Origin of the sequence: Onishia taeanensis, from assembly GCF_013349955.1 — a bacterium.
Taxonomy (GTDB): domain Bacteria; phylum Pseudomonadota; class Gammaproteobacteria; order Pseudomonadales; family Halomonadaceae; genus Onishia; species Onishia taeanensis_B.
Map to the genome: position 1 here is coordinate 19146 of NZ_JABVXC010000005.1, position 20074 is coordinate 39219.

At 65.2% G+C, this 20074-nt stretch carries 21 protein-coding genes; 4 read left to right on the top strand and 17 right to left on the bottom strand.

From position 1 onward, the window contains the following. Positions 1–77 precede the first annotated feature (77 nt). Positions 78–1037 carry an oxygen-dependent coproporphyrinogen oxidase gene (hemF, locus tag HUS66_RS07950; protein ID WP_175070385.1) on the top strand — a complete coding sequence of 320 codons (960 nt, stop codon included), beginning with the start codon at positions 78–80 and terminating at the stop codon, positions 1035–1037. Then, on the top strand, positions 1034–1870 hold the full coding sequence (aroE, locus tag HUS66_RS07955; RefSeq protein ID WP_175070386.1) for a shikimate dehydrogenase: 837 nt from the start codon (positions 1034–1036) through the stop codon (positions 1868–1870). The genes hemF and aroE overlap by 4 nt, the downstream gene beginning before the upstream one ends. Positions 1871–2105: 235 nt before the next feature. On the opposite strand, the gene HUS66_RS07960 is transcribed toward aroE, so the two are convergent. Further along, entirely contained in the window at positions 2106–2378 is a 273-nt protein-coding gene (locus HUS66_RS07960) for a hypothetical protein (RefSeq protein WP_340162752.1), read from the bottom strand. Further along, on the bottom strand, positions 2379–3179 hold the full coding sequence (locus HUS66_RS07965) for a M48 family metallopeptidase (RefSeq protein ID WP_175070387.1): 801 nt from the start codon (positions 3177–3179) through the stop codon (positions 2379–2381). A 121-nt stretch (positions 3180–3300) separates the two neighbouring features. Between HUS66_RS07965 and HUS66_RS07970 the strand changes: the two genes are divergently transcribed. Further along, the gene (locus tag HUS66_RS07970; protein WP_175070388.1) at positions 3301–4170 is read left to right on the top strand and encodes an ATP-binding protein; all 870 of its coding nucleotides are present in this window, start codon (positions 3301–3303) and stop codon (positions 4168–4170) included. 145 nt (positions 4171–4315) lie between these two features. Here HUS66_RS07970 and der read toward each other — a convergent pair whose 3' ends face one another. The 14 genes from der to HUS66_RS08040 all read right to left on the bottom strand — a co-directional run bounded on the left by der (position 4316) and on the right by HUS66_RS08040 (position 17943). Further along, positions 4316–5719, bottom strand: a complete 1404-nt coding sequence (gene der / locus HUS66_RS07975) for a ribosome biogenesis GTPase Der (protein ID WP_175070389.1) — start codon at positions 5717–5719, stop codon at positions 4316–4318. Beyond that, entirely contained in the window at positions 5716–6867 is a 1152-nt protein-coding gene (gene bamB, locus HUS66_RS07980) for an outer membrane protein assembly factor BamB (RefSeq protein WP_175070390.1), read from the bottom strand. Before bamB ends, der begins: the two co-directional genes overlap by 4 nt. Further along, positions 6864–7523 (bottom strand): YfgM family protein, encoded by a 660-nt coding sequence (locus HUS66_RS07985; RefSeq protein WP_175070391.1) that lies wholly within the window; start codon positions 7521–7523, stop codon positions 6864–6866. Before HUS66_RS07985 ends, bamB begins: the two co-directional genes overlap by 4 nt. A 65-nt stretch (positions 7524–7588) precedes the next feature. Beyond that, positions 7589–8887 carry a histidine--tRNA ligase gene (gene hisS / locus HUS66_RS07990; RefSeq protein ID WP_175070392.1) on the bottom strand — a complete coding sequence of 433 codons (1299 nt, stop codon included), beginning with the start codon at positions 8885–8887 and terminating at the stop codon, positions 7589–7591. 28 nt (positions 8888–8915) lie between these two features. After that, a complete protein-coding gene (gene ispG, locus HUS66_RS07995) occupies positions 8916–10031 on the bottom strand; it encodes a flavodoxin-dependent (E)-4-hydroxy-3-methylbut-2-enyl-diphosphate synthase (RefSeq protein WP_175070393.1) in 1116 nt (371 codons plus the stop codon). 6 nt (positions 10032–10037) lie between these two features. Further along, entirely contained in the window at positions 10038–11084 is a 1047-nt protein-coding gene (locus tag HUS66_RS08000; protein WP_175070394.1) for a RodZ domain-containing protein, read from the bottom strand. Positions 11085–11114: 30 nt separating this feature from the next. Further along, positions 11115–11879, bottom strand: coding sequence for a type IV pilus biogenesis/stability protein PilW (gene pilW / locus HUS66_RS08005; protein WP_175070395.1), 765 nt, complete (start codon positions 11877–11879; stop codon positions 11115–11117). A 131-nt stretch (positions 11880–12010) separates the two neighbouring features. Next, a complete protein-coding gene (gene rlmN, locus HUS66_RS08010) occupies positions 12011–13141 on the bottom strand; it encodes a 23S rRNA (adenine(2503)-C(2))-methyltransferase RlmN (RefSeq protein ID WP_175070396.1) in 1131 nt (376 codons plus the stop codon). A 63-nt stretch (positions 13142–13204) separates the two neighbouring features. Next, positions 13205–13633, bottom strand: a complete 429-nt coding sequence (gene ndk / locus HUS66_RS08015; RefSeq protein ID WP_112055115.1) for a nucleoside-diphosphate kinase — start codon at positions 13631–13633, stop codon at positions 13205–13207. A 248-nt stretch (positions 13634–13881) separates the two neighbouring features. Beyond that, positions 13882–14208, bottom strand: a complete 327-nt coding sequence (locus HUS66_RS08020; RefSeq protein WP_092525818.1) for a HesB/IscA family protein — start codon at positions 14206–14208, stop codon at positions 13882–13884. 79 nt (positions 14209–14287) lie between these two features. Further along, positions 14288–15436, bottom strand: coding sequence for an aminotransferase class V-fold PLP-dependent enzyme (locus HUS66_RS08025; protein WP_175070397.1), 1149 nt, complete (start codon positions 15434–15436; stop codon positions 14288–14290). Positions 15437–15466: 30 nt separating this feature from the next. Further along, on the bottom strand, positions 15467–15946 hold the full coding sequence (locus HUS66_RS08030; RefSeq protein ID WP_175070398.1) for a Fe-S cluster assembly transcription factor: 480 nt from the start codon (positions 15944–15946) through the stop codon (positions 15467–15469). A gap of 167 nt (positions 15947–16113) precedes the next feature. Then, positions 16114–16989: a serine O-acetyltransferase gene (gene cysE, locus HUS66_RS08035; RefSeq protein ID WP_175070399.1), complete on the bottom strand. Its 876-nt coding sequence runs from the start codon at positions 16987–16989 to the stop codon at positions 16114–16116. A gap of 120 nt (positions 16990–17109) precedes the next feature. Further along, complete coding sequence (locus HUS66_RS08040; RefSeq protein ID WP_175070400.1) at positions 17110–17943, bottom strand: RNA methyltransferase; 834 nt, start codon at positions 17941–17943, stop codon at positions 17110–17112. Positions 17944–18117: 174 nt separating this feature from the next. Here HUS66_RS08040 and HUS66_RS08045 point away from each other — a divergent pair, with 174 nt between their 5' ends. Beyond that, positions 18118–18915 (top strand): inositol monophosphatase family protein, encoded by a 798-nt coding sequence (locus HUS66_RS08045; protein ID WP_175070401.1) that lies wholly within the window; start codon positions 18118–18120, stop codon positions 18913–18915. A gap of 240 nt (positions 18916–19155) precedes the next feature. Here the strand turns inward: HUS66_RS08045 and secF are convergent, their stop codons facing one another. Continuing rightward, positions 19156–20064 (bottom strand): protein translocase subunit SecF, encoded by a 909-nt coding sequence (secF, locus tag HUS66_RS08050; RefSeq protein ID WP_425340078.1) that lies wholly within the window; start codon positions 20062–20064, stop codon positions 19156–19158. Positions 20065–20074 lie beyond the last annotated feature (10 nt).

Here is a 20074-nt window from a genome sequence, read left to right on the forward strand (position 1 = left end):
CCGGGCGGCGACGTTCAAGGTTTGAGCGCTGCCTCGGTGACCCTTATCCCCACTTTCAAGCTGTGAATGGAGGCCGTGTGGCACACGCCCATCTCGATGCCGTCAAGACTTACCTGCTCGACTTGCAGGATCGCCTGTGCGCTGGGCTTGCCGCCGAGGACGGCGCCGCCGATTTTCGTGAAGACGCCTGGGACCGCCCCTCCGGTGGCGGCGGTCGTTCGCGGGTGATCGAGAATGGTGCCGTCTTCGAGAAGGGCGGCGTCAATTTCTCCCATGTCTATGGCGCCGAACTGCCTGCCTCGGCCAGCGCGGCGCGCCCCGAGCTCGCCGGTCGCAGCTTCCACGCGGTCGGCGTGTCCTGGGTGTTGCACCCGACCAACCCTCATGTGCCGACCAGCCACGGCAATGTGCGCTTCTTCATCGCCGAGAAAGAGGGCGAGGCGCCGGTCTGGTGGTTCGGCGGCGGCTACGACCTGACGCCCTTCTATCCGGTGTTCGAGGACGTGGTGCACTGGCATCGGGTGGCCAGGGATGCCTGCGCGCCCTTCGGTGAGGACGTCTATGCCCGCTACAAGACCTGGTGCGATGAGTACTTCTACTTGAAGCATCGCGATGAGACTCGCGGCGTGGGCGGGCTCTTCTTCGATGACCTCAATGAGGGCGGCTTCGATGACTGCTTCGCCTTCCAGCGAGCCGTGGGCGACAGCTTTCTCGACGCCTACCTGCCGATCGTCAAGCGCCGCCGCGGTGACGATTATGGCGAGCGGGAGCGTAACTTCCAGCTCTACCGGCGTGGTCGCTACGTGGAGTTCAACTTGGTCTGGGATCGGGGCACCCTGTTCGGCCTGCAGAGCGGCGGGCGCACCGAATCGATCCTGATGTCGATGCCGCCGGCGGTTCATTGGCACTACGGCTGGACGCCGGACCCCGACAGCCCTGAAGAGGTGCTGTACCAGGATTACCTGCGGCCCCGGGACTGGCTCGCCGAGGCTGAGAAAGCTGAGGCCACCGAGAAAACCGAGGAGGGCGAGGCATGAGCGATCGCTACTGCGTGTTCGGCCACCCTATCGGCCATTCCAAGTCGCCGCAGATCCACGCGGCGTTCGCCGCCCAGAGCGCCGATACCATGGAATACACTGCCATCGAGGCGCCCCGGGACGACTTCGCCGGTGCCTGGCGAGACTTCGTCGCCGGGGGCGGTCGCGGTGCCAACGTCACCGTGCCCTTCAAGGAAGAGGCCTTTCGCCTCTGCGAGGTGCTGACTCCCCGGGCCCGGCGTGCCGGAGCGGTGAATACCCTGGTGCTCGGCAAGGACGGCCGCACCTTCGGCGACACCACCGACGGCATTGGCCTGGTGCGAGACCTCCAGCATCACGGCGTCACCCTTGCTGGAGCCCGGGTGCTGGTGCTGGGCGCCGGCGGCGCGGTGCGCGGGGTGATTGAGCCGCTGCTGGCCGAAGGCCCCGCCGAGGTGATGATCGCCAATCGCACGGCCGAGAAGGCGGCCGGCCTGGCCACGGACTTTGCTGCGCTGAATGACGACCAGAGCCGCCTGCATGGCGGTGGCTTCGACGCCGTGACGGGGCCCTTCGATGTGGTGGTCAACGGCACCAGTGCAAGCCTTGGCGGCGACCTGCCGCCGCTGCCCGACGACCTGTTCGCCCCCGGCGCCACCGCCTACGACATGATGTATGGCGCCACGCCGACGGTGTTTCTCGCCTGGGCATCCGAGCGCGGCGCACGTCCGGTGGATGGCCTGGGCATGCTCGTCGAGCAGGCCGCCGAGTCCTTCTATCAGTGGCGTCAGCGTCGTCCCGATACCGCGCCGGTGCGGGAGATGCTGCGCCAGGCGCTTGCCGCCAACGGCTAGGGGCCTTCTTCACTCCCTCGCTTCGGCGTTCTTTGCAAATGTAAGCCCCGGGGCTAAGCATCAGACCCTAGCGTTAGCTTCAGCCCATCAAGCAAAAGCCCGCCGGTCATCAGACCGGCGGGCTTTTTGATGGAGCAGGCGGCAGGGCCACATAGATAGGGCTACATAGATAGGGCTACATAGATAGGGCCACTCAGATGGCGCTCCGTTCGCCTCGGCGCAGGAAGTAGCGCTTTCAGCGTTTTCTGATATACAGCCCCACCATGGCCATGCCAAGCCCCAGCACCGACAACGCGAGGCCGCCATTCACCAGCCAGGGCGCCCGGGCGAGCCAGGGCACGAAGGGCTGTGGCGTATCGCGACAGACCCCGTCCAGATAGTCCCAGTGGCCGCCGTCGAGCATACAGCTGCGCACGTCGCCGAGTTCCAGAAAGTAGAGCCCGAGCAGCACGACGACCGGCAGGATCAGCAGGGCCAAGCCTAGGCGAATCAGGTGCGGGCGGGTCATCTAGGAACGGCTACAGTTAGGCGTCTTGCCGGACTGGCGCGCCTGTTCAAAGCGGGGCAGGGCCTCGTTCATGCTGGCCTCGAGGCCCTCGATGCGCTGGTTGTTGCTGGGGTGCGTGGACATCCATACCGGTGGCTGGCTGCCGCCTGCCTGGCTCATCTTCTCCCACAGGGTCACGCTGGCACGAGGGTCGAAGCCGGCATCGGCCATCAGCTGAATGCCCAGCTTATCCGCCTCGCTTTCGTGACTGCGCGAGAAGGGCAGTATGATGCCGTACTGAGCGCCGGCGCCGAGAGCGCCCATGATGGTGTCGCCCTGGGGCCCTTCGATACCGGCGGCGCTCTGGATCACCGACAGGCCGAGCTGGGTGGCCTGTTGGGTCGATACGCGTTCGTTGGCGTGACGCGCCAGCACGTGAGAGACCTCGTGGCCGATCACCGCGGCCAGCTGATCCTGGTCGCTGGCGATCTCGAGCAGGCCGGTGTTCACCCCGATATAGCCGCCGGGCAGGGCGAAGGCGTTGGCCGAGGGATCATCGAAGACCTTGACCTGCCACTGGGGCGCCAGGTCCGAAGACGGCAGTTCGGCGACGATGGCATTCGACACGCACTGCACGTAGTTCAGGGTGGCCCCGCCCACCGTCGGCAGTTTCTGCTGGTACTGCTCGAAGGTTTGCGCGCCCATCTGGTTGAGCTGCTGGTCGGATACCAGCGTCAGCTGCTGACGCCCGGTGGGTGAACTCGAGCAGGCAGCCAGGGCCAGACTCAGGGCACCCACGGCCATTCCTTGTATCCAACGCATTCTGACATCCTCCTTGGGCCGACAGCGGCAGGTTCGCTGGACGGCATATCACAGTTTGCCACAAGATACCCTGATCGCCTGTGCGGTAAAACCGCGACGTTTGCAACCAAGGAGAGATTGCATGGAGGATGCTCTAGCCCGGCGCCTACTGGCAATGATGGAGCGGGTGGAGCCGTGGCTGCCGCCTGCCTCGGTCGAGATCGACTGGCAACATGACATTGCGGCCCTGTGGCAGCGTCATGCCCTGGGTGGGCAATTGATGCCAGTCCCGCCCCGGGACGCGCTTGGCCTTGATGACCTGCTGGGCATCGAGCGACAGAAGCGCGCGCTGGTCGACAATACCCGCGCCTTCCTGCGCGGCTATCCCGCCAACCATGCCCTGCTGTGGGGCGCCCGGGGTAGCGGCAAGTCGTCGCTGGTGCGGGCCCTGCTCAATGGCCTGGCCCCCGAAGGGCTGCGCCTGGTGCAGGTCGACCGGCACGACCTGGCGGGGCTGCCTAGCCTGGTGGCCCAGCTGCGCAATGAGCCGCATCGTTTCGTGGTGTATTGCGACGATCTGTCCTTCGAGGGGCATGACGATGCCTACAAGGCGCTGAAGAGCGTGCTCGACGGCGCGATCACCGGCCCGCCCGACAATGTGCTGCTCTATGCTACCTCCAACCGTCGCCATCTGCTGCCGGAATCCATGAGCGACAATCAGGAGACTCGGGTGGTGAACGATGAGCTGCATCACGGCGATGCCGTCGAGGAGAGAATCTCGCTATCCGATCGCTTCGGCCTCTGGCTGGCCTTCCATCCCTTCAGCCAGGACGCCTACCTGGAGACCTGCCAGCACTGGGTCGCGCATCTCGACGCCGCTGATGGCTGGTCGCCCGAGGCCCGCGCCGAGGCGCTGCGCTTCGCCACCCTGCGCGGCGGTCGCAGCGGACGCATCGCCTGGCAGTTTGCCTGCCAGTGGGTCGGCAATCGGCGCTTGCAGGCAGAAACCTGAACGACTGTCTGCCTCGGGTGCCGCTGTAAAACCATCTTTCGTTAACGCAAACCACCAGGCGCTTTAAAAGTCACAGCCCCCGCCGGAGCGAGTCCGACAGGGGCTGTGTGATGCGCCAGGCATGAATTGCGGCTAGTTGGCCCGCCTAGCGGCGGTTCTTGCGGGCTTCCTTGGTCCGGCCCAGCTCGCGCTTCTTGGCCTTCTCGCGGTCGCCGGCGCCGGCCATGTTGTCATACGGGTTCTTGCCGGAGCGGAACTCGAAGCGGATCGGCGTGCCGCGCACCTTGAGCACCTTGCGGAAGGTGTTGGTCAGGAAGCGCTTGTAGGCTTCCGGCAGCGCCTCGGTCTGGTTGCCGTGCACGACGATGATCGGCGGATTGCTGCCGCCCTGGTGGGCCATGCGCAGCTTGATGCGGCGGCCATGGACCAGCGGCGGCTGATGCTCGGTGACCGCATCCTGCAGGATGTTGGTCAGGCGATTGGTCGACCAGTGGCTGTTGGCGGAGGCAAAGGCACGGTCGATGGACGGATAAAGATCGCCCACCGCAGTGCCGTGCAGCGCCGAAATGAAGTGCATCTCGGCGTAGTCGGCGAAGCCCAGGCGACGCTTGATCTGGGCTCGCATCTTCTCCTTGGCCTCGGCCTCCAGGCCATCCCACTTGTTGACCGCCAGCACCAGGGCTCGCCCGGAACTCAGCACATAGTCCAGCAGGTGCAGGTCCTGCTCGACCAGGCCAGAGCGCGCATCGAGCACCATGATCGCGACATGGCATTCCTTGATGGCATCCAGCGTCTTGATGATCGAGAACTTCTCGGCGATCTGGGTGACATTCTTGCGCCGGCGAACCCCGGCGGTGTCGACCAGCACATAGGGTTTGCCGCGACGCTCGAAGGGAATCTCGATGGCGTCGCGGGTCGTGCCCGCTTCGTCGAAGACCACGACCCGCTCTTCGCCAAGCAGGCGATTGACCAGGGTCGACTTGCCGACGTTGGGCCGGCCGATCACGCCGATGCGTACTCCGTTGCTGAGATCCGGCGGCGCGGCGTTGGCCTCGCGCTCGGGGAAGGGCGCGAGCACTTCCTCGATCAGCGCGGTGACGTTGCGGCCGTGGGCCGCGGCGATCGGGCGCGGGTCGCCGATGCCCAGCCCCCAGAAGTCACCCGAGGCGGTGTCTTCATCCAGGCCGTCGGTCTTGTTGACCACCAGCCAGGTCTTCTTCTGATTGACGCGTAGGTGGTTGGCGATGGCCTCGTCGGCGACGTTCAGGCCGGCCCGGCCGTCGACCATGAACAGCACGATGTCGGCCTCGTCGATGGCCAGCAGCGACTGTTCGGCCATGGCGGCGTCGATGCCTTGCTCGTCGCCGCTGATGCCGCCGGTATCGATCACCGTATAGGTCTTGTCGCCGAGCGCCCCGTTGCCGTATTTGCGGTCACGGGTAAGGCCCGGGAAGTCGGCCACCAGGGCGTCCCGCGAACGGGTCAGGCGGTTGAAGAGCGTGGACTTGCCGACATTGGGTCGGCCGACCAGGGCGATGACAGGATTCATGGTAGTTCGCGGATCTCCAGCGCCTCTAGGCGCCCGTCGTTGGCCAGCGCATGGATGCGCCGACCGTCAGTGAGGGGGCGCAGGCTGATGCCCGAGCTATCGATGTGCTCACGACCGGCCAAGTGGCCGTCGGTGGCATCGAGCAGGTGCACATAGCCTTCGAAGTCGCCGAGCACCAGCTTGCCGTCGGCAAAGGCAGGCGCCGTCAGCTGGCGGCCTTCGAGGACATTGCTGCGCCATTTGATTTGGCCGGACAGGGCGTCCAGTGCCAGCACGTGGCTGGCGTCGTCGATGACGTAAAGGGTATCGCCGACCAGCAGCGGCGACAGGTAGCTCGAGATATCGCGCTCCCAAAGGGTCTCGCCGCTCTGGGCTTCCATGGCCACCAGGCGGCCGTGATAGCTGGTCAGATAGAGGCGGCCATCGCGGGTCAGCAGCGGCTCGCCATCGAGGTCGATCAGACGGTCCACTTCGCTGCGGCCCTGGGGCACGGCGATACGCTGCTCCCAGAGTGCCTGGCCGCTGCGGTTGTCGATGGTGGCGACGCGGCCGTTGGCGAAGCCGGCGAAGGTGACCGGCTCGATGACCCTCGGCGTGCCGGTGCCGCGCAGGGTCAAGGCCGGGGCGCTGGTGGTATAGACCCATTGTTCAGCGCCGCTGTCGCGCTCAAGCGCCGTGACGCTGCCATCGACGCTCTGTACAACGAGCAGTCGCTGGTTGGGCTGGGGGGCGGCCAGCACTTCGCTGGGTACGCGCGAGCGCCAGAGCACCTTGCCGTCGGCCTGGTCGATGGCCAGCACTTCGCCGTTGCGAGTGCCCAGATAGAGTCGCTCGGCCACGGCCGTCAGACCGCTGGATACCGGGTTGTCCAGCTCCACCGTCCAGCGCCGTTCGCCGCTTTCGGCGTTGATGGCCATCAGTTCGCCTTCGGCATCGGCGGCGAACAGGGTGTCACCGTCCAGGGAGGGGCTGATCGGATAGCGTGCCTCGCCCAGGCCATCGCCGACTTGCACTGACCAGACACCGTCCAGCGTCACGCTCTCGGAGAAGTTGGTCAGCTCTTTGGGCGGCGTTTCGGGTTCGACCTGACCGGCACAGCCGGCGAGCAGGCCAAGGGATGCCAGGGCGATCAACAGCGTCGATTTCATAGCGTGGCTTCCTCTGCACCGAGGTTGTCGAGCTTGAGCTGTGTGCCGAACATCGGCTGACCGCTGGATTCGGCGGTGGCCAGGGCTTCGCGATAGGCCTCGCGGGCATTTTCCCGGTTGCCGAGCGCTAGCTGAGCATCGCCACGCAGTTCCAGGCGCTGGGCGCCGAGGGCCTGACTGGTGATGGCGTCGAGGGTGGCAAGCGCGGTATCGGCCTCGTCGTCGGCCAGCTGCAAGCGAGCCAGACGCAGCCGCGCCAAGTCCTTGAGATAGTCGCGATCGGTCGACTCGATCAGCGTGGCCAGGGCGTCACGGGCGCCGGTCAGGTCACCGTCGGCCACCGCCAGGCGAGCCTCGATCAGCGTGGCCAGATCGGCGTAGAGGCTGCCGCCGTGCTCGTCGTTGAGCGCGGTCACCTGTTCGCGGGCCTGGGTCAGGGCGGCGTCTTCAAGCGTTGGCTGGCTGGCCAGGGTCAGCAACTGCTGGTAGCGCACGGAAGCGGCTTCGGCCTGATTGGCCTGGTAGCCTTGCCAGGCCTTCCAGCCGAAGATCCCGGCGGCGGCGATCACCACCCCGGCAATCAGCGAGGTGCCGTTTTCCTTCCACCAGCGCTTGATGGCCTCTAGCTGTTCTTCTTCGGTGTTCAGCTCCGCCACGGGCGGTCTCCTTGCGTCAGTGACCCCCGCGCCGGTAGCCGGTGCGGGGGCGGGCATCATGGATGTTAGGCGTGGCCCAGCGGCCGGTCGACCAGCGCCGGCAGGACCTCGGCGAGCGTGTCGCGGGACAGGCGTTGCTGCTCGCGATCCTCGCGCAGGAATTTGACGGTCACGACATTTTCGGCGAGTTCTTCTTCGCCGATCAACAGCGCCAGTCTGGCGCCGCTCTTGTCGGCCTTCTTGATCTGGCTCTTGAAGCTGCCGCCGCCGCAGTGGACCTGGGCACGCAGCTCAGGTAGCGCGCCACGTAGCTGCTCGCCGAGTAGCAGAGCGCTGCGGGTGGCCGCGGCGTCCATGCCGAGCACGTAGGCGTCCAGCGGCGGGCGGGCCTCGTCGGGTACCAGTTCGAGGGTCTCGAGCAGCAGGATCAACCGCTCGACGCCCATGGCGAAGCCGACCGCCGGGGTCGGCTTGCCACCGAGCTGTTCGACCAGGCCATCGTAGCGGCCGCCGGCACAGACCGTGCCCTGGCTACCCAGCGCGGTGGTGGTCCATTCGAAGACGGTGCGCGAATAGTAGTCGAGGCCGCGCACCAGGCGCGGGTTGATCACGTAATCGATACCGGCCGCATCGAGGATCGCGGTCAGCTCTTCGAAGTGCCGGCGGGATTCCTCGTCGAGGTGATCCATCAGCTTGGGCGCGCCCTCGATGACATCGGCCATCGCCGGGTTCTTGGAATCCAGGATGCGCATCGGGTTGCTGGCCAGGCGGCGCTGGGAATCCTCGTCGAGCGCGTCGAGATGCTGCTCGAAGTAGGCCACCAGCAGATCGCGGTAGGCGGCGCGGGCATCGATGGAGCCCAGCGAGTTCAGCTCCAGGGTGACGTGCTTGTCGAGGCCGAGCTGCTTCCACAGCCGCGCCGAGAGCAGGATGACCTCGGCGTCGATGTCCGGGCCTTCCAGGCCGTAGGTCTCGATGCCGACCTGGTGGAACTGCCGGTAGCGGCCCTTCTGGGGACGCTCGTGACGGAACATCGGGCCCTGGTACCACAACCGCTGGGTCTGGTTGTGTAAAAGGCCCTGTTGCATGGCCGCGCGCACGCAGCTTGCCGTGCCTTCGGGACGCAGCGTCAGGCTGTCGCCGTTGCGATCCTCGAAGGTGTACATCTCCTTCTCGACGATGTCGGTGACTTCGCCGATCGAGCGTTTGAACAGCGCGGTCTGTTCGACCACCGGAGTGCGGATCTCGTCATAGCCGTAGCGGCCCATCAGCGCGCGAACCTGACCCTCGAAGTACTGCCAAAGGGGTGACTGGTCCGGCAGCAGGTCGTTCATGCCACGGATGGCCTGGATCTTCTTACTCAATGCTTGCTCCTTGAGGGGGTCGTCGGGATCAGGCGTCCCGGGCGATGACGTCCTGCTCGGCCTGTTCCTTGAGGCGGACCCGTTCACGGATCAGCGCTTCGAGGTCGTCGATCAGGTGATCGTTGCGAAGCTTGCTGGCCGGCTTGCCGTCGAGGTAGACGAGGTTGGCTGGCGAGCCGCCTGTCAGACCGACATCGGTTTCCTTGGCCTCACCGGGGCCGTTGACCACGCAGCCGATCACCGAGACATCCAGTGGGGTCATGACGTCCTCGAGGCGCTCCTCAAGGGCGTTCATGGTGCCGATGACGTCGAAGTTCTGCCGCGAGCAGCTGGGGCAGGCGATGAAGTTGATGCCCTTGGCGCGCAGCTTGAGGCTCTTGAGCATGTCGAAGCCGACCTTGATCTCCTCGACCGGGTCGGCAGCCAGCGACACGCGAATGGTGTCGCCGATGCCATCCATCAACAGCATGCCCAGGCCGATCGAGGATTTCACCGTGCCCGAACGCAGGCCGCCGGCCTCGGTGATGCCGAGATGCAGCGGCTGCTCGATGCGGTTCGCCAGGTCCCGATAGGCGGCCACCGCCATGAACACATCGGATGCCTTGACGCTGACCTTGAACTCCTGGAAATCGAGGCGATCGAGGTGGTCGATGTGGCGCATCGCCGACTCGACCAGCGCCGCCGGTGTGGGCTCGCCGTACTTCTTCTGCAGATCCTTTTCCAGGGAGCCTGCGTTAACGCCGATGCGGATCGGGATGCCGTTGTCGCGGGCGGCGCTGACCACGGCCCGTACCCGGTCCTCGCGGCCGATGTTGCCGGGGTTGATACGCAGGCAGTCGACGCCGAGTTCGGCGACGCGCAGGGCGATCTTATAGTCGAAGTGGATATCCGCGACCAGCGGGACGTTCACTTCGCGCTTGATGCGCCCGAAGGCCTCGGCGGCGTCCATGTCGGGCACGCTGACGCGCACGATATCGGCGCCGGCGGCCTCTAGCTGACGAATCTGACCAACGGTGGCGGCCACATCCAGGGTGTCGGTGTTGGTCATGCTCTGCACCGAAATCGGCGCATCGCCGCCCACGGGCACGTTGCCGACATGAATCTGGCGTGAGCGGCGTCTAACGATGGGAGACTGCGCGTGCATGCGGAATCATTCTCCTAGGCTGAAGCGGGCGACGTTGTTGCTGCCGGCATACTCGTCCAGGTCGACGATCTCGCCCTGATAGCGCAGCTCGACGCCGCTGGCATTGCCGATGGTCAGGCGGAAAGGCGGCTCGCCTTCGGCACGGGCGCTGCTGCCGGCCGATTGCAGGCCAACGAAGATACGGTCGTCGTTGGCATCGAAAATCTCGGTCCAGGACTGCTCGTTGAAGCTCAGCTCGAGCACGTCGGTGCCGGCGGTGTCAGGCGTGTTGTTCGCTTCTGTCGAAGCAGCAGCGTTGTCGACGTTCTCGGCGGCGTTCTCAGAGGTGTTTGAGGCGACGTCGGCCTGTTCGGCATCGCTGGGATTGGTCTGATCGTCAGAGGTGGTGGCCGATGGCTGGCCGGTACCGGAGGTGCTAGCGCCGTCGGTCAGGCCCATCTCGCTGTCCTCGGCGGGCAGCGGCGGCATTTCCTCGTCGATGGCGGTCTCGACGGCGGTGTCGCTGCCGGCCGAGTTCACGGCGGTCGTATCTGCGCCGTTGGCATCGACCTCAGCGGGTTCTTCGGTCACAGGGGTACCATCCAAGGTATCCACGGCCACTGGTTCGTTGTCGCCAAGGCCCGGCAGACCGGTGCTTTCGCGGCTCTGCCACCACAGCAGCGTCAGGCCGGCAAGGCCCAGGATCACGACCAAGGTGACTAGCTTCACCAGCCAGGCGCCAATCCGCGAGGGCGGTTTGGCAACCTTGACCGGCGTCACACGTCGCTCGGTTTCAGTAGGACCGTTGACATCACGATAGGCGTCCAGGACACCCTTCTCGTCGATGCCCAGCAAACGGGCATAGGCACGCAGATAGCCACGTCGGTAGGCCGCCACCGGCACCTGCTCGTAGTCGTCTTTTTCCAGGCCGTAGACGACGGCGGGACGCAAGTTCAGGGAGGTGGCGACCTCTTCCACGGAAAGCCCCTGGTTGTCGCGCTCTCGACGTAGCATGTCACCGGGGGATGCCTGGCGGGCCATATCGACGGTGTCGTTGTCGTGCATGTCGCTCATGACTGAGCATCCTTGATCAAAAATCAGTTGTCAGGGCGTGCCACGGGACCCATCCGGTGAACCTTGTGACGCGAGCTGGCGGGCATAGAATTCGGCCTGCTCGGTGTCGCCCCTGGCCAGCGCGATGTCGCGCGCCAGCGTCAGGTTCTCCGGGTTGATGCCTGTCAGGCGCATGTGCGCCTGGATGTTGTCCCAGGCACGGGCTTGGTCCCCCTGCGCGTAGTCAAGCTGTGCCAGTAGCAGGTAACTTCGGGCCATGCGCGGATTGATGACCTTGGCGCGCTCCAAGGCCTCCCGCGCGCGTACCGGATTTCCAAGTTCGCGCTGGCATTGGCCCAGGTTGGCAAAAAGCTGGGCGCGATTGGCGTATTGTGTGTCTTCGCTGGCAATGGCCAGCTGATCGCAGGCTTCGCGGATTCGCCCCTCAGCATACAGGAAGGCGGCGAAGTTGTTGCGTGCCCGGGTCGAATCGGGAGCGGCGTCCAGCGCCCGTCGAAAGTAGTCACTAGCCAGGCTAGCCTCGCCCTGGCGCTGGAAAATAATGGCCATGGCCTGCAGCGCTTCGGGGTCGTTGGGGTCGGCCTTGAGTGCGTGGTTGAGGGCACGGGTGGCGCGCGGCAGGTTGTTGCGCTCGAGATAGGCAGTGCCGAGGCGGGTATAGGCCTCGGCGGAGCCCTCCTGATCACGCGGCTGTGACCCAGGGGCGGCGCAGCCGCCGAGCCACACCATGCAGAGCAGGGTGGTGATCAGGGCGCCTCGTCCGGCAAAAGCCGGTCGACGATGACGACGGGTCATGGACATCTCTTGCGGCATGATGGAAGCGATCCGGGTGACAGTCGGCCACGGCACCTGAGGTGTAGACATGACCGATAAGGCTTGCCCATCAAAGCGTTCTGCCTGGTTGAAGTCAAGCGCACCCCGGGCCGTCAGTCGGCGTCGAGCTGGATAGACTGGATATAGCGCTCGTGGCGCTTGGTGCGGTCCTTGACCCGGCCGACCAACTGGCCGCAGGCCGCATCGATGTCATCGCCACGAGTACTGCGTACCGGGGCAGTGTAACCCAGCTCGTATAGCCACTGCTGGAAGCGCATCGTCTGGTTGCGTGACGGCTTCTCGTAGCCCGAATGCGGGAAAGGGTTGAACGGAATCAGGTTGATCTTGCACGGCAACTCCTCGAGAAGGGCGGCAAGCTGCTCGGCATGTTCCTTCTGGTCGTTGACGTCCTTGATCAGGGTGTACTCGATGGTAACGATGCGAGTGTCGTCGCACTTGGCCAGGTAACGCTGGCAGGCATCGAGCAGGGAACGAATGTTGTATTTGCGGTTGAGCGGCACCAGTTCACTGCGCAGCTCGTCGGTGGCGGCATGCAGTGAGATGGCGAGGCTGACGTCGAGTTCGTCGCCGAGCTGGTCGAGCTTGGGCACGACGCCGGAGGTCGACAGGGTGACACGGCGCTTGGACAGGCCATAGCCGTTGTCGTCGAGCATCAGCTTCATGGCCGGCACGACGGCATCGTAGTTCATCAGCGGCTCGCCCATGCCCATCATCACCACGTTGGTGACCGGACGATTGGCGGTGTCGCGACGCGGGCCTACGCTGCGCTGAGCGACCCATACCTGTCCGATGATCTCGGCGGCGGTGAGGTTGCGCTGGAAGCCCTGCTTGCCGGTGGAGCAGAAGCTGCAGTCCAGTGAACAGCCCACCTGGGAGGACACGCACAGGGTGCGGCGCTTGCCGTTCTCGGCCGGGATCAGCACGGTTTCTACATAGCTGCCATCCTCGACCTCGAGTACCCACTTGCGGGTCCCGTCGCTGGAGGTGCCTTCATAGACCACGCCGGGGCCGCGAATCTCGGCCACCTCGGCCAGGCGTTCGCGCAGTGCCTTGGACAGGTTGGTCATGGCGGCAAAGTCGTCACAGCCTTCCTGATGAATCCACTTCATCAGCTGGGCAGCGCGGAACTTCTTCTCGCCGATGGACAGGAAGAAGGATTCCATCTGCTCTCGGGACAGGCCGAGCAGGTTGGTGCGGGACGGGGTGTCGGTCGTGGCGGTCATGGTCGGCATCGCGGGGTCGGTGGGCGGTACGCGGGAGGCCGAGCCCCCCGCGTGGAGACGCTATCAGCCGCGCGGGCAGATCTCGTCGGCGCCGAAGAAGTAAGCCACTTCACGCTCGGCGGACTCAACGGAGTCGGAGCCGTGAGCGGCGTTGGCATCGATGGATTCGGCGAAGTCGGCGCGGATGGTGCCGGCTTCGGCTTCCTTCGGGTTGGTGGCGCCCATCAGGTCACGGTTGACGGCGATGGCGTTCTCGCCTTCCAGCACCTGAACCATCACCGGGCCGGAGGTCATGAAGCCGGTCAGGGCGCCGAAGAAGGGGCGTTCCTTGTGCTCGGCGTAGAAGCCTTCGGCCTTCTCCTGAGAGAGGTGGATCATCTTGGCAGCGACGATCTTGAGGCCGGCCTTTTCGAAGCGAGTGTAGATCTCGCCGATCACGTTCTTTGAAACGGCATCAGGCTTGATGATGGACAGCGTGCGTTCGGTAGCCATTGGACAGGTCTCCGTAGGGGGTTGGAAGCGTCAGGAACTTCATAGGACGTCGCGCCGCCCGAAGCGAGACACAAGAGGTGCATGCCACGGGCGGCGCGTCGAAAATCGTGGATCCGCCGCGCTCGGCGGCTGATGAGGCGCGGATTATAACGCCGGAAGTCCGCGGGGGACAATCTTTGACCAACACACCCAGGCCGACCATCACGCTTGAGGTCGCGATGGTCGAGAGGCCCGATGGGAGTCGCGGTTCAGACGGTGAAGCTTTCGCCGCAGCCGCACTGATCTTTGACGTTGGGATTATTGAAGCGGAAGAAGCGGTTGAGGCCTTCCGAGACGTAGTCGACTTCGCTGCCGTCGAGCATGTCCAGTGCTTCGGGGGCGACATACACGGCCACGCCGTGCTCCTCGAAGGTGACGTCGTCGCCGCCGGTCTCATCGGCGAAGTCCAGCACATAGCTGTAGCCGGAACAGCCGCTAGGTTTGACCGAAACGCGCAGGCCAAGGCCATGGCCGCGCTCGTCGAGCACCTGGCGGATTTGGCTGGCGGCGGCGGGAGTGATCGATAGATGGGCCATGGTGCGAGCCTCCTTGAAGGTGTCGGGTACGTGGGAGCTGCCCCAGAGTATAAGTGATGCGAGAGTGTAAGCGATGCGCTCAGCGACGCAGCGCCGGCACGGCATGCCGAAGTTCGGCGATGGCGGTGTCGATGTCGGCCTCGGTGGTGAAACGGCCGACGCTGAAGCGCAGCGAGGCCAGGGCCTGGGCCCGGGGTACGCCGATGCCCTTCAGTACATAGGACGGCTCGACGCTTGCCGAGTTGCAGGCCGAACCGGTGGAAATAGCGAGGCCACGCAGTGCCATCAGCAGTGATTCGCCGTCCAGGCCGCTGAAGGCCAGGTTGATGATGTGCGGCACGGATACTCGGGTGTCCGTGTTGCGGTGCAGGCCCTCGAGCCCCTCGAGGCCGTCGAGGAAGCGCTGCTGCAGGGCATTTGCGTGGGCGCGGTCGGCCTCGCCTTCGCTGGCCGCCTGAGCAAAGGCCTCGCCCATGCCGACGATCTGGTGGGTCGGCAGGGTGCCCGAGCGCATGCCGCGCTCATGGCCGCCGCCGTGAATCAGTGCCTCGATGCGCAGATCCGGGTCGCGCTTCACATAGAGCGCGCCGATGCCCTTGGGACCATAGGCCTTGTGGGCCGACAGTGATAGCAGGTCGATGCCCATGCCGGCGACATCGAGCGGCAGCTTGCCCGGGGCCTGGGCGGCATCGACGTGGAAGGTCGCACCGCGAGCATGCACGACCTCTGACAGGGCGCTTAACTCATTGATGGTGCCAAGCTCGTTGTTGACCGCCATCAGGGACACCAGTGAAGTGTCGTCGCGCATGGCATCGGCGAGCTGGTCAGGGGTGATCCGGCCGTCGGCGCCGGGCGTCAGCCAGGTTACCTCGAAGCCTTCCGTTTCGAGTGCCATGGCGGTATCGACGATGGCCTTGTGCTCGATGATCGAGGTCACCAGGTGACGCCCCCGGGCGCGATTGGCCCGCATGAAGCCGGTCAGCGCCAGGTTGTCGGCTTCGGTGGCGCCGCTGGTCCAGACGATCTCCCGGGGGTCGGCGCCGATCAGGTCAGCGACCTGGCGGCGGGCGCCCTCGACGGCCTGTTCGGCCAGCCAGCCAGCGATATGGCTGCGCGACGCCGGGTTGGCGTAGGTGCCATCCATGGTCAGGTGACGCGCCATCACCTCGGCGACGCGTGGGTCGACGGGCGTGGTGGCAGCATAATCGAGATAGACGGGAGCGCTCATGATGATCCGGGCGAAAGTGAAGTAACGGAGTCAGGGCGCGGTCGACGACGACACGGCGATGGTGTCTTCGTCGGCGCGCAGCCGCTGGCGCTTGGCGATATCCTTGACCTCATGGCGCTTGACCAGTTCGCCGAGGCTGATGCCGTCGAGAAAGCCGTGGATCTCCTTGGAAAGATCGCACCACAGGTAGTGAGTCAGGCAGGTGTCGCCCTGCTGGCAGTCGGACAACCCCTGGCAGCGGGTGGCATCCACCGACTCGTTGACCGCGTCGATGACCCGAGCAACCGAGATATCCACCGGGTTACCGGCCAGCAGGTAGCCGCCGCCGGGGCCGCGCACGCTCTTGACCAGGCCGGCGCGACGCAGCCGCGAAAACAGCTGCTCGAGATAAGACAGCGAGATCTCTTGACGCTTGGAAATGTCGGCCAGGCTCGTCGGCGTGGCAGCGCCATTCATTGCCAGGTCGAGCATCGCGGTGACGGCGTAACGTCCTTTGGTGGTCAAGCGCATAGCAGAGTCGCACGCATAAGGTCGAACATAGGGTCGAGGGCCGACCCGCACGCGGCGGGTCGCAGGATGATCGCTAGGCGCCCATTATGAGAAACCCGAGTATCTTGGTCAACAATTTGGCCCGTGGCTCAGTAGGCGTCGTTCGGCGCTAAGGCTCGCTCAAGGGCTCAGGCGCTTCCGCCACTTTGCTTGCGGGGCGCTTCCCGGGCGGTGTTCGTACTCCCCTTGTCCTGATCGTCGTCGAGCGGCGGGCAGCAGCTGTCGACGTCGGCGAGCACGCCTTCGAAATCCTCGTCACGCAGCTCCGGCAGCTGGCCTGCCCGATAGCTGTGGTCGAGCCGACGCAGGGTTTCGCACATCAGCTCGATGCGGCCATCGACGGCATGCATATGGTCGAGCATTGCCTGCATCGAGCGTGCCACCGGGTCGGGCATGTCCTGGCTGACGCCGTAGGCATCGAAGCCGAACTTCTGGCGCATCGCTTCGCGGCGAGCCGGGTCGACGTCGAGGACGTCCTCGACGTCAGGCTCCTCGCGCTTGACGATCTTGCCGGGAATGCCGACTACGGTAGCGCCGCTCGGCACCGCCTTGGTGATCACCGCATTGGAGCCGATCTTAGCCCCCGCGCCCACCGTGAAGGGGCCGAGGATCTTGGCGCCGGCGCCGACGATGACGCCGTTTTCCAGGGTCGGGTGGCGCTTGCCCTTGTGCCAGCTAGTACCGCCCAGGGTGACGCCCTGGTAGAGGGTCACATCGTCGCCCACCTCGGTGGTTTCACCGATCACCACGCCCATGCCATGGTCGATGAAGAAGCGCCGGCCGATGGTGGCTCCGGGGTGGATTTCGATGCCGGTCAGCACGCGAAATAGCTGCGACAGAGTGCGCGCCAGCCATTTGCAGTTCTTCTGCCACAGCCAGTGGCTCAGGCGATGCGCCAGCAGAGCATGCAGGCCTGGGTAGTTGGTCAGCACTTCCAGGAAGTTGCGCGCCGCCGGGTCTCGGGCGAACACGCTGTTGATATCTTCTCGCAGACGACGAAACATGCGGCAAATCCTTTGAACGAGAGTCGGCGCGCAGTAGGGCCGAGCGGACTTTGATTATTGGGGCGTCGGATGTTCGCTGCAAGGCGCCTTCTCTGGTCGGCGCATGCAGGCGCTTTGGGGTCACGCTTGATCGTTGCGCGCGGTGTGCTTCTCGGTGGCGCTGAGAATGCCGCGCAGGATGTTGACCTCCATCTGATCGGGACGCGCGCGCAGGTATAGGCGGCGTAGCCGGGCCATCAACTGGCGGGGCTTGTCCGGGTCATGGAACTTGAGGGTGATCAGCGTGCGCTCCAGATGCGCGAAGTAGCGCTCCAGATCCGCGTGGCTGGCCGGTGGGTGGTCCCAGGTGATGCCGAACACCGCCTCGTGCTCGGCGCTCGCCGCCACCTGGTCGGCCTCGGCGTCGCGCTGCGTTGCCGGCTCGGTGCTGGCTTCCGGCGCCGAGTGGGCCGGTTGGTGATCCAGCCAGGCCAGGCGGCACTCGTAGGCCAGTACCTGGACGGCGGCGGCCAGGTTCAGCGAGCTGTAGTCCGGGTTGGTCGGGATGTGCACGTGGGCATGGCAGCGCTGCAGCTCGGCGTTGGTCAGGCCGGTATCCTCGCGGCCGAATACCAGTGCGACACGGGCCTCGGCATCGGCAAGCTCCGCCGGCAGGCGCTCGCCCAGCGCGCGCGGTGTGATCATCGGCCAGGGCAGGGTTCGCGAGCGGGCACTGGCGCCGACCACCAGCCGGCAGTCGGCCACGGCGCTTTCCAGATCGTCATACACGGGGGCGTGATGGAGGATCTTGTCGGCCCCCGAGGCCCGCGAGATAGCCTCCGCCGAACGCGACTCGCTACGCGGTGCGACCAGGGCCAGGTCGGCGAGGCCCATGTTGTGCATGGCGCGGGCGGTGGCGCCGATATTACCGGGATGGCTGGTGCCGATGAGGACGATGCGAATGCGCTCGAGCATGGGGGCCAGGGCCTGTCTTGAGTGTCGATGGGCGGGACAGTCTAGCATGCACCAGCCATCGCTTGTGGCCCTTGGCTTGTGCTGTCGATGGCGAAGGGGCGGCGAATCTGCTAGGATGCGCCCCGATTTGCGTCACCGTTCTTTAACAGTACCCGACTCCTCGAAGGCCCGATCATGCATCCGATGGTCCAATTCGGTCTGCGCGCCATGCGTAGTGCCGCCGAACAGTTCGTGCGCATTCGTGAGCGCATTGAAAACTCTCATGAAGAACACAACCTCGACCGCCTGCTCGAAGACGCTGGCCGCAATGTCGAGACGCTGGTGGCCAACCAGCTCTCCCGCGGTTATCCCGAGCACGGCGTCTCCGGTCGCTATATTCCCTACCGTGAAGGTCAGGGTGAAGGCGCCGATCATCACTGGAAGATCGAACCCTTCCACGGCTATTCCAACCTGAGCGTGGCCGGCAGCGGGTTTGCCCTGTCGCTGGTGTGCCTGGTCAAGGGCCGCCCGGAGCACGCCGTTGTGATCTGCCCGTTCGCCGATACCGAATTTCTGGCCAGCCGCGGTCGCGGCGCCCAGCGTAACGGCAAGCGCATTCGCGTGCCGAAGACCACTGCCATTGCCGGTTCACGCCTGGCAATGGGATTGCCTGAGATGTGGCTGCGCCCGCGCCACCTGCCGACTTACCTGACCCTGGTGCAGCAGCTCGGCCCACAGATCGAAACGCAGATTGCCACCGGCAGCGGCCTGCTCGACCTGGCCGAACTGGCCAGCGGCCGCTGCGATGCGGCCTTCGTGCTTGGCCTCGAGGAGCAGGACAAGTTGGTCGGCTCGCTACTGCTCAAGGAAGCCGGCGCGCTGATGGGCACCCCCGACGGTGGCCCCAGCGTCGAAATCGAAGGCCAGTTGATGGCCGCCGGTCCGCGTCTCTACAAGACGATGATGCAGCAGCTCAAGCCGCATATGGTCTGACGCTGGCTCGACCTTGAGTGAACCGCGATCACGTTGATCTGATCGCGAAAGACGAAACCCCGCACGCCAAGGCGTGCGGGGTTTTTTTTGTGCCCGATGTTAGAGCGGAGCTTTCGGAGCGGGGCTTATGGAACGGGGCCTCGTAGGAGGGGGCATCCAATAAAAACGCCCCCGCTCGATGAGCGGGGGCGTGAGCGTCGGTCAGGGACACGACGGCAGAGCGTCAGAGTCGGCTGCCGATCAGGGCAGTTCCTCGGCGTCCTCGTTTTCCTTCGGCGCCGGAATCAGGTCGGTGCGCTGCAGCTTGAGCGGCAGCAGCAGCGCCGAGGCCACGTAGATCGACGAGAAGGTGCCGACGCCGACACCGATCAGCAGCGCCACGGCGAAGTTATGGATCATGTCGCCGCCCAGTATCAGCAATGCCAGCAACACCAGTATCGTAGTGCCCGATGTTGCCAGGGTACGGCTCAGGGTCTGATTGATGGCGTCGTTGAAGATGGCCGACATGTCATCGATACGCGAAAGGCGGATGTTCTCGCGGATCCGGTCGTAGACGATGATGGTGTCGTTCAGCGAGTAGCCGATCACCGCCAGCACGGCCGCCAGTACCGTCAGGTCGAACTCGATCCGGAACAGCGAGAAGGCGCCAAGCACCAGAATCACGTCGTGAACCAGCGCCAGCAGTGCGCCGACGGCGAACTTGTACTGGAAGCGGAAGGCCACGTAGAGCATCACCATGCCCAGCGCTACCAACATGCCAAGGCCGCTCTGGTCGCGCAGCTGCTCGCCGACCTGGGCGCCGACGAATTCGGCCCGCACCAGGGTGACCTGATCGCCGCTGGCGCGCAGCAGGTCGGTGACCTGCTGGCCGACATCGGGGTCGAAGGCCTGCTGCAGGCGGATCAGGATCTCGTCGGCAGTGCCGAAGGTCTGCACCGAGATATCCTGAAAGCCAGCGGCCTCCAGGGTCTGGCGCACGGTATCGAGCGACGGCGCTGCGTGATAGCTGACTTCAACCAGCGTGCCGCCAGTGAAGTCGAGGCCCAGGCTCAGCTGCTGCACCGCCAGAGACACCAGGGCGATCAGCAGCAGCACCGCCGAGGTCGTGAAGGCCAGGCGGCGCTTGCCCATGAAATCGAACTGTCGCATCGCTAGGCTC